Origin of the sequence: Corynebacterium occultum (assembly GCF_009734425.1) — a bacterium.
GTDB classification, from domain to species: domain Bacteria; phylum Actinomycetota; class Actinomycetes; order Mycobacteriales; family Mycobacteriaceae; genus Corynebacterium; species Corynebacterium occultum.
This window is the reverse complement of the sequence record NZ_CP046455.1, coordinates 391,428-405,437: the sequence shown is the minus strand read 5'-3', so window position 1 is coordinate 405,437 and position 14,010 is coordinate 391,428. Positions and strand designations below refer to the sequence as shown.

Here is a 14,010-nt window from a genome sequence, read left to right as displayed (position 1 = left end):
GGGGCCGGTACAGGATTAAGTGGTGAAACTCGGCCTTAAGGTGCCAAAACCGAACCTTAAGGCCGAGTTTCCCCACTCTAGAATGCATGGGAAGAGCCACCAACCCCAGGGAAGCCTCCACCCCACCTGAGTCCCCCAGAACACCAGTACTTATCTGCCCTGTGCCCGCCGCCCGTGACAGTTCGGTAATTCCAGGGAGAGCGCCTCCGAATAGACACCGGCCAATTGCTCCGCGGTCCGGGCCCAGGAGAAGTTTGTGGCGTGTGCCACGGCATCTTCAGCCATCCGGATGCGGGTGTCATCATCATCGAGCAGCTGTGCCAGGGCATCCGCCCAGTCCGAAGGATCATGCCCATCGACCAGCAGTCCGGTTTCCCCCTCCGCCACGGCGACTGGGAGACCCCCGACCCGGGCGGCGATCACCGGGGTCCCGCTGGCCTGCGCCTCCATGGCCACCAGGCCGAAGGATTCGTTGTAGCTGGGTACCGCGATGATGTCGGCGGCCCGGTAGATGGCCACCAGTTCGGCCGGGGGACGGGGATCCAGGAAACGAATGCGGCGTTCCACCCCGAGTTCAGCAGCCATCTCCCGGTAGCTTTCCGGGGTGGCGTTCGGCCCGGAGGGACCACCACTGATCAGCACCCTCAGATTACGGTCGGGGTCACGGCGCAACAGTTCCGCCACCGCCCGGATCAGCACCTGGGGACCCTTGAATTCCTGGAGCCGACCGACAAAGGCCACGACCTTGGCGTGCAGAGGCACACCCAGTTGACGGCGGGAGCGTTCGGTGGCGCGGTCATTGCCGGGAGTGAAGAGTTCCGTGTCGGCACCCGGCGCGACCACCACGATGCGCTCTTCATTGGCGTCATAGTGCTGGATCAGGTCTGCGGTTTCCTCCCTGGTGTTGACGACCAGGAGGTCCGCATTGTCCACGAGTTGTTGTTCGCAGATGCGGCGAGCCTCGGATTCCGGGGAGTCATTTTCGCTGCGGTAGACGTTTTTCACTGCGGCCAGAGTGTGGGAGGTGTGTACCTGGGGGATTTCCCACAGGTCGCGGAGCAGCCAGCCGACCTGTCCGGAGAGCCAGTAGTGGGAGTGGATGAGGTCGTATTCGAGGTTTTCACAGCGGGCGTATTGGAGGATTCCTCCGGCGAAGGCCGCCAGCTGGGTGGGTAGTTCTTCCTTGGCCAGGCCTTCGTAGGGACCGGCGATAATGTTGATGACCCGGAGGTTTTCCCCGACTTCCACCACCTCTCCCTGGCTGGGTCTGGTGGCCCTGGTGTAGATGTCCACTTCAATGCCCTGTCTGGCCAGGTGGGTGGCGGTGGAGAGGACATAGACGTTCATGCCTCCGGCATCACCGCTGCCGGGCTGCTGCAGCGGTGAGGTGTGCATGGAGATCATCGCGATGCGCATGTCCTTCATCGTAGCCCCGCGGGACCCCAGACAGCAGCTCCACCGGGAGGCAGCAGAACCGGCACCGATGAAGAGCTCTGATGGAGAACTCGCCCCGCCACCGGGAGGGGATTGAGGACACCGGGAGAGCAGCAGGTGCCCACCTTCTTGCCTAGGGTGGGATTGAAACCCCCCTGGTGGGGGTTCGGCCCGTCCGTATACTCGGAGAGGAAAAGGTCAGGGATGCTCTCGGCGGCCCGGGTTCTGCCAGGTTTCCCGGGGGCTCCTGAATCGGAGGTCCCGGGGTTGTCCCAGGATCCCCGGGGCCGAAAGTTATCCCGCCCCACTCTCAAAGAATCGAAGGAAGAGAAATGTCGGCATTCGAGACAAAGGCCTGGCTCCAGTACTACCCGGATTGGACGCCGCACTCGCTGGATTATGAGCAGACCACCTTGCTCGACATCTACGACAACAACCTCGCCATTAAAGCGGATAAGCCGGCCACGAATTTCTTCGGCCGCACCCAGACTTACGGGGAGCTGGATCGCCAGGTCCGGCGGGCCGCCGCCGGGTTGCGGGCTTTTGGGGTCCGCCCCGGTGACAAGGTCGCCATTGTACTGCCGAATTGTCCGCAGCATATCGCCGCTTTTTATGCCGTCCTGAAGCTGGGTGCGACAGTGGTGGAGCATAATCCGCTCTACACCGCCCATGAGCTGGAAAAGCCCTTCGCCGATCATGGTGCCCGGGTGGCGATCGCCTGGGACAAGGCCGCCCCGACGCTGGAGAAACTGCGGGAGACCACCTCTTTGGAGACCATCATCTCGGTGAACATGATCGAGGCGATGCCGAAGGTGCAGCAGCTGGCGCTGCGCCTGCCGATCCCGGCGTTGAAGAAGTCCCGCGCATCGCTCTCCGAGCCGGCCCCCAACTCGGTGCCCTGGGAGGCCCTGATCGGGTCGGCCATCGGTGGTGACGGTGCCGACATCGAGAGCAGCCCGGAGGTGACCAAGGATACGATCGCCCTGATCCTCTACACCTCGGGCACCACCGGTGCACCGAAGGGCGCGCAGCTTTCCCATGGCAACCTCTTCGCCAACCTGTTGCAGGGCAAGGCCTGGGTTCCCGGTCTGGGTGAGAAGGACGAGAAGATGCTCGCCGCCCTGCCGATGTTCCACGCCTATGGCATGACCATGGTGGGCACTCTGGGTGTCTACATCGGGGCGGAGATGATCCTGCTCCCCACCCCACGGATCGACCTGATCATGAAGGTGATGAAGAAGAACACCCCGACCTGGTTGCCGGGGGTGCCCACCATCTACGAGAAGATCGTCGAAGCCGCCGAGAAGGACAACATCGACATCTCGGGGGTCGACAACGCCTTCTCCGGCGCCTCCACCCTCCCGGTGTCCACGGTGGAGCGTTGGGAACGCGCCACCGGTGGCCTGCTGGTGGAGGGTTATGGCCTCACGGAGACCTCCCCGATCATCGTGGGCAACCCGATGAACACCAACCGCCGCCCCGGCTATGTCGGCATCCCCTTCCCTGACACCGAGGTGCGCATCGCAAACCCGGAGAACCTCTCCGAGACCCTGCCGGACGGGCAGGAGGGTGAGGTGGTGGTCCGGGGCCCCCAGGTGTTCCAGGGTTATCTCAACCAGCCGGAAGCCACCGAATCCAGCTTCCACGAGGACTGGTACCGCACCGGTGATATCGGGGTGATGGAAGAGGACGGTTTCATCCGCCTGGTGGCCCGCATCAAGGAGGTCATCATCACCGGCGGCTTCAATGTCTACCCCGCTGAGGTGGAGGAGGTCGTCACAGGTCACCCGGATGTCGTGGGGGCCGCCGTCGTCGGCCTGCCCCGCGAGGACGGTTCCGAGGAGGTCGTCGCCGCGATCACCCTGCGCGAGGGTGCCGCCATGGATCCGGAAGCGCTGAAAGAGTACGCCCGCGAGCGACTCACCCGATACAAGGTGCCGCGCCGTTTCTACCACTTCGAGGAACTGCCGCAGAACATGATGGGCAAGGTACTACGCCGCGAGGTGCAGGACCTCCTCATCAAGCAGCAGCAGAAATAACGCTTATCGACGCCCCCCGCCCCAACCGTGGGCAGGGGGCGAGGGGGCACGGCGTCGTCAAGCGGGGGGTTTAGTCGAGGGAGACCCCGACCCAGACCGGCTCCGGAACCAGCTGCACCCCAAAGCGGTGCTGCACCCCATCCCGGATGGTGCGCGCCAGGTCCACCAGCTCAGCCGTCGTGGCCGAACCACGATTGGTCAGCGCCAGCGTGTGCTTGGTGGATAAGCGCGCCGGGGCGTTCTCACCCGGATAGCCGCGTTCGAAACCGGCACGGTCGATCAGCCAGGCGGCGGACAGCTTGAACGTGCCCTCCCCCGCGGGGAAGCAGGGCATCTTCGCCGCGTCCTCGGCACCACGTTCCGCGGCCACCTGGGTGCGCACCTGTTCCGCCAGCGTTCCCGACACCACCGGGTTGGTGAAGAAGGAACCCGCCGACCAGGTGTCCACATCATCCGGTTCCAACACCATGCCCTTGCTCCGCCGCAGGCGCAGCACCTCCGCCCGGACATCCGCGGCGGGGCGATGCTCCCCGGTTTCGCTGAGTTCCAGGGCGCGGGTCAGCTGACCGAAACGCAAGGGGGCGGAAAGACCATCCACCCGCAGCTGGAGTTCGATCTCCAGGACCACGGCCCGGCCGGTGAACTTCAGGTTGGAGTAACGGTAGGCCAGTTCCAGGTCAGCCACCGGAACCCAGTGGTCCTGCCCGGACTGGCGGTCATAGAGACGGACGCGGGTGAGCACATCCGCGATCTCCACCCCGTAGGCCCCCACGTTCTGCACCGGGGTGGCACCGGCGGAACCCGGGATTCCGGAGAGACATTCCAGGCCACCGAGCCCGGAGTCCACGGAAAGTTCCACCACCTCATCCCACACCGCGCCGGCTTCGGCACGCAGCAGACCGGTGGCCACATCCACCATCACGTCAGCGCATTCGATGATCACGGCCACCAGATCCAGCTCCCCATCAGCGATGAGCAGGTTGGAACCACCACCCACCACCAGGGTGGGCACCCCCCGACGGTCGAGCAGCTGCAGGGCCGCCACCACTGCCGCCGGAGTGGCACAGCGCACCGCCAGACGCGGTCTCCCACCAAGATGGAGAGTGGTCAGCTCGGCGAAGCTGATCTCGTGGTCGATGCTGACATCAGCGATCTGGGTGAGCTGCTGGGCTAGATCTGGGGTCTGGGATGAGTTCGACACACCGGTAACGGTAGTCTGTCAGGCATGGCAACCCGTAGCGAAAACACCGTAACCATCAACCAGTCCGCCGAAAAGGTGCACCAGGCACTGAGCACTGAGCAGTTCTGGGCATATGATGTGGCGAACCTCAGCCCCGAGCCGGGCGAGGTCAATGAATTCAAGGCCGTCGACGGCGGCGCCGAGGTCACCCTCTTCGAGGTGCTGCCCCTGGATGTCCTCCCCGAGGCAGTGCGCGCCATGATCAGCCAGGCGCTGAAGGTCAAGCGTGTGGTCAACGTCGGCCCGCTGGCTGACGGCAAGGCAGACATCACCTATGTCGCCGACGTCAAGGGCACCCCGGTGGACTTCAAGGGTGAGATCACTCTCGCCGGCGATGACACCACCACCACCCTGGCCTACTCCAACGAGGTCTCCGTGAACATCCCCTTCATGGGCCCCGCCATCGAGCCGAAGGTCGGCACCGCACTCGGTGAGCTCTTCAACAATGAAGGCAAGCTGGCCGAGAAGTGGATCTCCGAGAACCTCTAGTTCTTCCCTCTCTCATCTCCCGTCATGGCTGATCACGCCCATAATTTGCGCGCCCACTTCGCTGCCGCGGAGGCGGGGCGCCCCATCGGGGTGATCACCCGCGGGACCACCAACTTCAACCGTCTCAGGCGCAGTGACCGCTGGAGTATCCACCACCCGGAACTGAGGGGGATGCTCAGTTCATCCCCCCTGCCCCATGCGGTGGATGTGGGTTACGGTGCCAGTTTCACCACCACCGTGGAGTGGGCCCGCTGGCTGCGCCGTCTCCGCCCCGACATCCGGGTCACCGGCCTGGAGATCAACCCCGAAAGAGTCCTCCCACCCCGTGAAGGTGTGGAGTTTGAGCTCGGTGGTTTCGAGCTCGCCGGCTACCGCCCCCATCTGGTGCGCGCCTTCAATGTGCTGCGCCAATATGATGTCGAGCAGGTCACCGCCGCCTGGAACCTGGTTTTGGACAACCTGGCACCGGGAGGCATGTTCATCGAAGGCACCTCCGATGAACTGGGAAGACGCGCCACCTGGGTGTTGTTGGACAAGTCTGGCCCCCGTTCACTGACCCTGGCCTGGGATCCCATGGCGGTGGAACGCCCCTCGGATCTGGCGGAGCGACTGCCCAAGATGCTCATCCACCGTAATGTGCCCGGGGAGAAGATCCACGGTCTGCTCACCACCCTGGACAATGCCTGGGAACGCAGCGCCGGTTGGCAGCCCTATGGTCCGCGGGTGCGTTGGCGTCAGACCCGGGAGTTGCTCGCCCAGGAGGGCTTGACGATGGCCCCGATCCGCCGCAGGGTGCGCGACAGCCTGCTGACCGTCCCCTGGGAGACCGTCGCCCCCTGAGGCACTTCCTCCCACGATGGATATCCTGGATCACCGTGTTTCGGCTCCCCTCCCCCCGGTTTCCACCTCCCCTTGTTGAAAAGTTCCTGTCATTTGGCGGGGCGCAGTGGCGGGCGGGGCGGTTGATGGGAGACACTTGATGCCGTGGCTAAATCAACTGGTACGAAAATCTGGCAGATCCTGGTCGGCATTCTGGTTCTCATCCTGATCCTGCTGGTCATCGCGGAGCTGGGGTTGCGCTGGTTCATCGGGAACCAGCTGCGCTCCACTTTCGAGGACCAGGCTCAGGAACAGGGCATCACCCTGGAGGAGAAGCCGAGTGTCTCCTTCGGGGCGAGCCCTCTGGTGTTCTCCGTCCTCGGCGGCAATATCGGCGAGATGGACATGACGACCCCCTCCACCCTGCAGATCAACTACCCGGATGGGCCGACCTCCATTCCTGAGGTGCTCGGCTCCCCCGCCGCCACGGTCAACATGGTCAACCTGGACATCTCCGACCCCAATAACCCGGTGGCCGGGGAAATGCTCACCACCACCGAAATCCCGGATGAGATGATCCTGGCGATGATCCAGCGCAGCACCGCCGATGCCCAGGGCACCAGCCAGGACACCGGTTTCGGTGCCGCTTTCCTGCAGGAACTGATCAAGGTCACCGGCATCACCTCCCGCCCGGAGGGCAATGTCATCGACGTGGAGTTCACCAATGGTGCCGCAGTGCTCTCGCTGACGCCCCGGGTGGAAGCAGGAGAGCTGCTCTTCCAGGCCACCAATGCCAGCCTCTTCGGTTTTGATCTGCCGGCCGAGGTCAGTGAGATGATCACCACTGCCCTGGAGCAGAACATGCAGGATGCCACAGGCGACATGGAGATCACCGAGTTCGGGGTCATCGATGGCGGTATCCAGCTGAGCATCCGCGGGGAGAACCTGCCCCTGAGAGAAATTGGGGAGTCCGCCGCACTCAACTCCGATTCGGCGGCCACAACCCCTTAAAAGACCCTTCTAACGCCGTTCAGCGGCCATTGAAAAGACTCCGGGCCAGGCTCACACTGAGCATGGCCCGGAGTCCGCTATTTCCGGAGTAGTTTTCACCAAGCCAGCCTGGGGATCCCACCGGGGGCAACCCTTGGGGGCGAGCCCCGCAGAGAACTCAGGCCGGGAACTGCGAGAGGTCTGAGACCAGCACGCGGTCCGCCCCAGCTGCCAGGAGTTCCGCCACCATCTCCGGGGTGGGTTCATCGGTGATCGCACTCAGCCCCGGGATCGGTTGCCCGGGGTGGCTGGTGGCGAAGTCGACCAGTTCCGCGGCGATCACCTCCACATCGGCGGGATCCGCCCCACCGAGGTGATGTTGCCCGGTGGCGGCGATGATGCGGTCCGCGCCAGCCATCCGGATGGTGCCGACCAGGGCCTGGAGCGCGCCATCCTCGAGCAGAGAGGGTTCCAGGATCACCGCCAACCGGGCGGGGTGCGGCACTGCCTCGCGTAGGGCGATCAGTTCAGAGAGCACCGCGTTCCGGTCCGTGCGGGCAGTGACCGGGTCGAGTACCACCGCCACCTCCCCAGCCCCGTACTGGACCGCCAGGCGGGCCTCCGAGGCCTTGATGAGGGTGTGGTGCTTGCCGCTGGGGAAGCCTGCGACGGTACCCAGCAGCACCCCCTGAGTTGCCGCGGTCTGGGCTGAACCCAGCAGGGAGGGGCTGACCACCAGACCACCGAGGCCGCGTTCGAGGACCTCCCGGATCCCGGCGGCCACCTCGGCAGGCGAGTTCTCCGGCGCGAGCAGCGCCAGATGGAGATGGGGGTTCAAGAGCTACCAGCCGCTGTTTCCACTCAGAATGCTGCGCAGGTGGGGGCGGACATCAAACCAGTAGATGCCGATCGCCACCATGCCGGCCCAGGAGAGGAAGGGGAAACGGAAGTAGACCACCACTGCGGAACCCAGCAGGATGGCCGTCCAGATCCACTTGCTGTGCCGGTCACCGGCGGTAAAGGCATCTTCGCGGGTGCTGGCGGCAAGTGCGGCGCCCACCAGACCGGAGAGGGCGATCGCAATGTAGATGATGCGCTCCAACAAACTGGCGGCGAAGAGGATGTAGTCGGCAAGCATGAGGAAACTAATTGTCCTTTTCGGTGGGGTTCTTCGGCTCCGGGGAGGCATCTGCGGCCGGGCCCTCGGAAATCACTTCTCCCTCGATGATATCGGGGATCCCCCGGTTTCCGGCATCCTCGGCATCCAGGGTCTTTTCCCCAGCGGATCCACCACTCCGGCGGGCCATGGAACCTGCCCTGGTGATCAGGTCATCCAGGCGGGCGCGCAGTTCCTCGATGGTGGAATTTGCCTCACCTTCATCGGTTTTGTCACCCGACCCGAGTGTGGCGCGGCGTTCCTGCACGGAATCCACCGCCTCATCGAAGGACTCCCGCACCGACTTCACCGCCGTGGTGAACGCCGCCCGGGCCTGCTCCGCAGATTCGCCCTCCTTGGTTTCTGCGGCAGCCCGGCGGAGGTTGGCGGAGGCATCCCGGAGAATATCCTCCGCATGACTGGCGAAGCCACCGGTCGCCGCCTTGAGCTCACCAGCGCTGCGGGCACTGCTCAGCTTCGCTGAGGCCTCCTTGGTGGCGGCCCTGAAACGACTGGCGGTACTCTCCTGCGCCAGGACGGGGTCATGGAGGGCATGGGCCCCCGCAGAGGTGGTACTGCCCTCCTGTTCCCGGAAACGGCCGGTGAAATCGGAGACCACATCGCCCAGGCGGGAACCTGCCGAAAGCCAGGCCTGACCGGTTTCCTTGAGGTTGTCGAAGATGGAGTCCTTCTCGGGGGAGTTATCAGCGGAGTTGTGGGTGCTCATGGTGTTGCCTTCCGACCTTAAGGGGGGGTACTTCAACTACAGGGGGGCGATGATCAGGGAAGCTGCTGTGTATCTCCCATATTAGGTTCCGAAGAGCAATTGCGACACGGTGTAGATGATCAGGCCCGCCAACGCACCGACAAGGGTGCCGTTGAGGCGGATGAACTGCAGGTCCTTGCCCACCATCAACTCGATCTTCTCGCTGGCTTCACTCGCATCCCAGCGCTCCACTGTCTCGGAGATGATGGCGGTGACCTCCCCGGAGTAGTTATTCGCCAGGAAGGCCGCCGCACCGGTGATCCGCCGGTCCAGGGAGACACGTAGCTCCTGGTCCTCCTGGATGCGTTTGCCCCAGGTCAGGGAGAGCTCGGTGATCTTCTGTCGCAGCAGGGACTCCGGATCCCGAGCTGCCTCGATCACGGCTGCGGAGGTGCTGGCCCAGATGGTGGCACCGGCGGACTGGATGGAACGGGAAGCCATCAGGTCGGCCTTCCATCCCTCCACCCGATCGATCATCACCGGGTCCTCCTGCAGGTCGACGGCCAGGTCCTCCAGCCATCTGCGGATGGCATTGCGGGCCTCATGGTCGGGGTTCGCGGCGACATCGGTGGTGAACTTGATCAGTTCCTTGTAGACCCTTTCCCCGATGAGGTTGTTGACGAACTTCGGGGCCCACACCGGTTTGCGCTGGTCCACCAGGGTGACGATCATCTCCTCGGCACCCAGCGCCTTCTCATGGGCCCATTTGACCACTCCGTCGATGATCGGTTCGGTCTTGCCGTCCTCGATCAGCTGCTGCAGCATCCGACCGGCCGGCGGACCCCACTGGGGTTCCGCCAACTTTTCGATCACCGCGGCATTGATCACCGCCTCGGCATCCGCGGGATCCAGGGCGGCCACCGCATTGGCGGTCAGTTTGCCGGCCTCCCGGGAGACCTTCTCGGCGTTCTCGGGCTCAGCGAGCCACTGCCCCACCCGTTCCGGGATCTTCGCCTTGGACACCTTCTCGGTGATCAGGTCGGCATTGAGGAAATTCTCCCCCACGAAGCTGGAAAGCGCGGCACCCAGCTGGTCCTTCTTCCTCGGAATGATCGCGGTATGGGGGATCTTCAGTCCCATCGGGTGGCGGAAGAGGGCGGTGACGGCGAACCAGTCCGCTAAGCCACCGATCATGCCGGCTTCCGCTGCGGCGCGGACATAACCCACCCAACCCGGGGTTCCCCCCGGCTGAGCGTCGTACCAGCTGCACCAGAGGAAGATGATGGCGGCGACCACCAGCAGGCCGGTGACGAAGGCCTTGTGGTTGCGTAGCGTCTTCCGGCGTTGTGCCTCCACCTCCGCAGTGGTGCCGGGCAATCCCCCAACCTGCTCATCGACGCCTGCGGGGGCCACCTCGGTCCGCGGCGGCTCCAGCGTTGCAGCCTGGTGGGGGGCGGCCGGAGTCGGCTCCTGCCCTGGCTGATCCGCGGGCCCTTCGAGATTATGTTTACCCATGTTTCCCATTATGGCGCGGTCACGGCCAACCGGGGTGGTTCATGTGCCGGAAACCAGGTTTAAATCAGGGGCTCACATCAGGGAAACCCCGGAGGAGATGAGCTGCCAGGCCACCACCGCGGTAAGGAAGACACTGAGGATGATCTGGATCTTCTGCCACATATCCACCAGTTTAGAGAGATACTGCCGGGGATGCCGGAGCCACCTGTGGATATTCACTCCCCCAGATTCTCTGGTGGGCATGGTGGCCGGGTCTGGCATCACGTGAATTGGTGGGAAAGATTAATACCGCCGGACCGGGGCCAGAGTCCCCCGGGGCCCGGCGGCGCGAGGGGGCCCTGCATGAGCATGCGCCCTCCTCCGGAAAAGACAGCACTCCCTCACCCCGCCGGAGCAGGGTGAGGGAGTGTGTTCAGTAGTTCAGCAGGTACCTGCTAGTGAAGTCGTCCGGTTTCCTTGACGTACTTCTTGTAGCTACGGCGGCCGATGTTGATCAGGACAAAGCCGATCACCATACCGACGACACCGGCGATGGCACCACCGATCATGAAGCCCATGGAGTGATCATCACCGCCCCAGAGATGGGTGGCGGCTCCGTAGATCAGGGCACCGAAGCCAGCCAGGCTCACCAGCACAATTCCCATGCCGATCCAGGTTGCGGAACGCTCCAGGGAGGAGTGCGGTGCGCCGAGGCTCACCGGGGTGTAGCCGTCGATGTAGTTCAGCCGACCATCATACGCCGGGAAGTCCTGCGGATCCTGGATATTGGCGGGGGAATGAGCAGACATTACCTAGACTCACTTTCGTCTTCTGAGAAAACAACCTGACTTCAGCTTAGCTGAGGTTAGTTGTCCTTTGCGGAGAAGGCCGCACGTGCCCGCTCCTTGTTGATGGCTGCGACTGCGGTCAGCGGGATACCCGCCGGGCAGACATCGGCGCACTCACCGTAGAGGGAGCAGGGACCGAAGTTGGTCTCCATGTCGTCAATCATCTGACGGGCACGCTTACCGCGCTCCTCCTTGCCGAGCGGGCTCAGCTTCAGGTGGACCAGCTTGGCACCGGTGAACAGGTGCGCGGCACCGTTCGGGCAAGCTGCGACACAGGCACCACAACCGATGCAGGCCGCGTGGTCGAGCGCGAGCTCGGCGGTCTGGTGGTTGGTGTGCAGGGTGTCGGCATCCGGGGCGGTGCCGGCGTTGATGGAGACGTAGCCACCCTGCTGCATGACGCGGTCCAGGGCGGAACGGTCGATGACCATGTCGCGGATGACCGGGAATGCGGCGGAGCGCATCGGCTCGATCTTCAGGTGGTCGCCATCGTTGTAGTTGACCAGGCGCTGCTGGCAGGCGGGGGTGTTCTGCTCAGCACCGTGGGGACGACCGTTGACGGTCAGGCCACAGGTACCGCAGATGCCCTCGCGGCAGTCGGAACCGAAGGCGAAGGGTTCCTTGTTTTCTTCGGTGTAGCGGTTGTTGACGTGATCCAGGAGCTCCAGGATAGACATCTGCGGAACAGCGTCCGGGACCTCAACGGTCTCGAAGTGACCCGCGTGGTTCGGTCCTTCCTGACGCCAGATATCCAGTGTCAGCTTCATTACTTGTAGTTCCTTGTCTGCAGCGGGATGGATTCGAAGGAGAGGGGCTCAGCGTGGCGGACGAAATTGCCCTCGCCGGCCGGCTCCCATGCGGAGACGAAGCACCAGTTCTCATCATCACGCTCTGCTTCGCCATCCTCAGAGAGGTGGTCATCGCGGAAGTGTGCGCCACAGGACTCATCGCGGTCGAGGGCGTCGACACACATGAGCTCACCCAGGTCGATGTAGTCAGCCACGCGTGCGGCGTACTCCAGTGCCTGGTTCATGTAGTTCTGCTCACCGGGGACCTGCACGTTGGTGCGGAAGTCCTCACGCAGTTCCTGGATGTCCTTGATGGCCTGGGTCAGGTCCTTGACGTTACGGGAGACACCACAGGCGAAGTAGAGGATCTCACCGAGCTTGCGGTGGTAGTAGTCCGCACCGTGCGGGTTCGGGCCCTTGGTGTTGAGCAGGTTGTCGATGCGTGCCTGCGCACGTGCCAGGGCTTCCTGGGCGGCCGGGGAATCCTCGGCCGGGGCGTCGGTACCCAGCAACGGCGCCAGGTAGTTCGGCACGGTGAAGGGCAAGGTGAACCAGCCGTCGACGGATGCGGACAGCAGCGAGTTAGCACCCAGACGGTTTGCACCGTGGTAGGTCCAGGAGGCCTCACCGGCGGCGAAGAGGCCGTCGATGGAGGTCATCTCGTTGAAGTCGGTCCACAGGCCACCCATGGTGAAGTGGCAGGTCGGGGCGATACGCATCGGGGTGGAGTAGGGATCCTCGCCGATGGCCTCTTCATACATCTGGAAGAGGTTGGAGTAACGCTCGCGGATGGTGTCCACGCCCAGACGCTCCATGGCATCAGTGAAGTCCAGGTAAGCGGAGTTCTTCAGCGGGCCGATGCCGTAGCCGGCATTGATCTGCTGGGAGATGGCACGGGAGGCGACGTCACGCGGGACCAGGTTGCCGAAGGCCGGGTATCGGCGCTCCAGGAAGTAATCGCGATCCTCCTCGGGGATGCTGTTCGGGTCGCGCTCGTCGCCCTTTTCCTTGGGAGACCAGATGCGGCCGTCGTTGCGCAGGGACTCCGACATCAGAATGGTCTTCGACTGCCAGGTCGCGTTGACCGGCAGGCCGGTCGGGTGGAACTGGATGAAGGAGGGAGAGGCGAAGTAGGCACCCTGCTCGTAGGCGCGCATGAGGGCGCCGGCGTTGGAGTTCTTGGCCAGGGTGGACATGTGGTACACGTTGCCGTAACCACCGGTGGCCAGGATGACCGCATGGCCGGTGTGGGCGCGCAGCTCACCGGTGATGAGGTTGCGCATGATCAGACCCTCGGTGCGCTTCTTGCCCTCATGTTCGGTGACGATCAGGTCAACCATCTCATTGTGGGTGAAGATCTCGACGGTGCCGAGGTGGATCTGGCGCTGCAGTGCCGAAGCGGTCGACAGCTGCAGCTGCTGCCCCGTCTGGCCACGGGTGTAGTAGGTACGGGAGACCTGCACACCACCGAAGGAACGGGTGGCCAGGGCGCCGCCGTATTCGCGGGCGAAGGGGGCGCCGATGGCGTTCATGTGGTCGATGACGCGGGCGGACTCGATGGCCAGACGCCAGCAGTCGGACTCGCGGCCACGGTAGTCGCCACCCTTGACGGTGTCCTTGACGTGGCGGTAGGCGGAGTCATTGTCCACCTTCTTGCCACGGGCGGAGTTGACACCACCCTGGGCGGCGATGGAGTGCGCACGACGCGGTGCATCGTGGTAGGTGAAGACCTTGACGTCGTAGCCCAGCTCGCCGAGGGCGGCTGCGGCAGCACCACCGGAGAGGCCGGTGCCGACGACGAGGATCTTGAACTTGCGGCGGTTCAGCGGAGAGACCAGGTTCATGTGGTCCTTGTTGTACTGCCACATATCCTTGGTCGGAACACCAACGGGCTGGTTGGAGTCCAGAACCGTACCAGGCACAACACCCTGGACCACGGAGGTCGGGTGCTGGAATTCCTGATTCGCAACGGTTTCAGTGTTAGAGCTCATTTTTTCCTTTTCCCCT

General features: G+C 63.8%; 13 protein-coding genes. 4 read left to right on the top strand and 9 right to left on the bottom strand.

The annotated features are described in order from the left end of the window. Nucleotides 1-150 precede the first annotated feature (150 nt). A complete protein-coding gene (mshA, locus tag COCCU_RS01855) occupies nucleotides 151-1,416 on the bottom strand; it encodes a D-inositol-3-phosphate glycosyltransferase (protein WP_156229907.1) in 1,266 nt (421 codons plus the stop codon). 350 nt (nucleotides 1,417-1,766) lie between these two features. Between mshA and COCCU_RS01850 the strand changes: the two genes are divergently transcribed. Then, complete coding sequence (locus tag COCCU_RS01850; RefSeq protein WP_156229906.1) at nucleotides 1,767-3,473, top strand: long-chain-fatty-acid--CoA ligase; 1,707 nt, start codon at nucleotides 1,767-1,769, stop codon at nucleotides 3,471-3,473. A gap of 70 nt (nucleotides 3,474-3,543) precedes the next feature. Here the strand turns inward: COCCU_RS01850 and COCCU_RS01845 are convergent, their stop codons facing one another. After that, a complete protein-coding gene (locus COCCU_RS01845; RefSeq protein WP_156229905.1) occupies nucleotides 3,544-4,674 on the bottom strand; it encodes a UDP-N-acetylmuramate dehydrogenase in 1,131 nt (376 codons plus the stop codon). Nucleotides 4,675-4,698: 24 nt separating this feature from the next. Between COCCU_RS01845 and COCCU_RS01840 the strand changes: the two genes are divergently transcribed. From COCCU_RS01840 to COCCU_RS01830, 3 genes are all read left to right on the top strand, one after another. Then, nucleotides 4,699-5,202, top strand: coding sequence for a DUF2505 domain-containing protein (locus tag COCCU_RS01840; protein ID WP_156229904.1), 504 nt, complete (start codon nucleotides 4,699-4,701; stop codon nucleotides 5,200-5,202). 24 nt (nucleotides 5,203-5,226) lie between these two features. Further along, a complete protein-coding gene (locus tag COCCU_RS01835) occupies nucleotides 5,227-6,042 on the top strand; it encodes a class I SAM-dependent methyltransferase (protein ID WP_156229903.1) in 816 nt (271 codons plus the stop codon). A 144-nt stretch (nucleotides 6,043-6,186) separates the two neighbouring features. Further along, nucleotides 6,187-7,032, top strand: a complete 846-nt coding sequence (locus COCCU_RS01830; protein WP_231598827.1) for an LmeA family phospholipid-binding protein — start codon at nucleotides 6,187-6,189, stop codon at nucleotides 7,030-7,032. Nucleotides 7,033-7,189: 157 nt separating this feature from the next. On the opposite strand, the gene COCCU_RS01825 is transcribed toward COCCU_RS01830, so the two are convergent. The 7 genes from COCCU_RS01825 to COCCU_RS01795 form a co-directional block, all read right to left on the bottom strand. Beyond that, nucleotides 7,190-7,849: a 2-deoxyribose-5-phosphate aldolase gene (locus tag COCCU_RS01825; RefSeq protein ID WP_156229902.1), complete on the bottom strand. Its 660-nt coding sequence runs from the start codon at nucleotides 7,847-7,849 to the stop codon at nucleotides 7,190-7,192. Between the two features lie 3 nt (nucleotides 7,850-7,852). After that, on the bottom strand, nucleotides 7,853-8,149 hold the full coding sequence (locus COCCU_RS01820) for a DUF2516 family protein (protein WP_156229901.1): 297 nt from the start codon (nucleotides 8,147-8,149) through the stop codon (nucleotides 7,853-7,855). Between the two features lie 7 nt (nucleotides 8,150-8,156). After that, entirely contained in the window at nucleotides 8,157-8,894 is a 738-nt protein-coding gene (locus tag COCCU_RS01815) for a CGLAU_01105 family protein (protein WP_156229900.1), read from the bottom strand. An 81-nt stretch (nucleotides 8,895-8,975) separates the two neighbouring features. Then, entirely contained in the window at nucleotides 8,976-10,388 is a 1,413-nt protein-coding gene (locus tag COCCU_RS01810; protein ID WP_156229899.1) for a DUF445 domain-containing protein, read from the bottom strand. Between the two features lie 434 nt (nucleotides 10,389-10,822). Continuing rightward, a complete protein-coding gene (locus COCCU_RS01805; RefSeq protein ID WP_156229898.1) occupies nucleotides 10,823-11,176 on the bottom strand; it encodes a hypothetical protein in 354 nt (117 codons plus the stop codon). A 56-nt stretch (nucleotides 11,177-11,232) separates the two neighbouring features. After that, a complete protein-coding gene (locus tag COCCU_RS01800; RefSeq protein WP_156229897.1) occupies nucleotides 11,233-11,982 on the bottom strand; it encodes a succinate dehydrogenase/fumarate reductase iron-sulfur subunit in 750 nt (249 codons plus the stop codon). Further along, nucleotides 11,982-13,994 carry a fumarate reductase/succinate dehydrogenase flavoprotein subunit gene (locus tag COCCU_RS01795; RefSeq protein ID WP_156229896.1) on the bottom strand — a complete coding sequence of 671 codons (2,013 nt, stop codon included), beginning with the start codon at nucleotides 13,992-13,994 and terminating at the stop codon, nucleotides 11,982-11,984. The genes COCCU_RS01800 and COCCU_RS01795 overlap by 1 nt, the downstream gene beginning before the upstream one ends. Nucleotides 13,995-14,010: the final 16 nt, after the last annotated feature.

Bases quoted from the DNA above. Each gene is read 5' to 3' on its own strand.
- COCCU_RS01835 (WP_156229903.1), top strand. From the start codon at position 5,227: ATGGCTGATCACGCCCATAATTTGCGCGCCCACTTCGCTGCCGCGGAG.
- COCCU_RS01810 (WP_156229899.1), bottom strand. From the start codon at position 10,388: ATGGGTAAACATAATCTCGAAGGGCCCGCGGATCAGCCAGGGCAGGAG.
- COCCU_RS01805 (WP_156229898.1), bottom strand. From the start codon at position 11,176: ATGTCTGCTCATTCCCCCGCCAATATCCAGGATCCGCAGGACTTCCCG.
- COCCU_RS01820 (WP_156229901.1), bottom strand. From the start codon at position 8,149: ATGCTTGCCGACTACATCCTCTTCGCCGCCAGTTTGTTGGAGCGCATC.
- COCCU_RS01850 (WP_156229906.1), top strand. From the start codon at position 1,767: ATGTCGGCATTCGAGACAAAGGCCTGGCTCCAGTACTACCCGGATTGG.
- COCCU_RS01800 (WP_156229897.1), bottom strand. From the start codon at position 11,982: ATGAAGCTGACACTGGATATCTGGCGTCAGGAAGGACCGAACCACGCG.
- COCCU_RS01840 (WP_156229904.1), top strand. From the start codon at position 4,699: ATGGCAACCCGTAGCGAAAACACCGTAACCATCAACCAGTCCGCCGAA.
- COCCU_RS01815 (WP_156229900.1), bottom strand. From the start codon at position 8,894: ATGAGCACCCACAACTCCGCTGATAACTCCCCCGAGAAGGACTCCATC.
- COCCU_RS01795 (WP_156229896.1), bottom strand. From the start codon at position 13,994: ATGAGCTCTAACACTGAAACCGTTGCGAATCAGGAATTCCAGCACCCG.
- mshA (WP_156229907.1), bottom strand. From the start codon at position 1,416: ATGCGCATCGCGATGATCTCCATGCACACCTCACCGCTGCAGCAGCCC.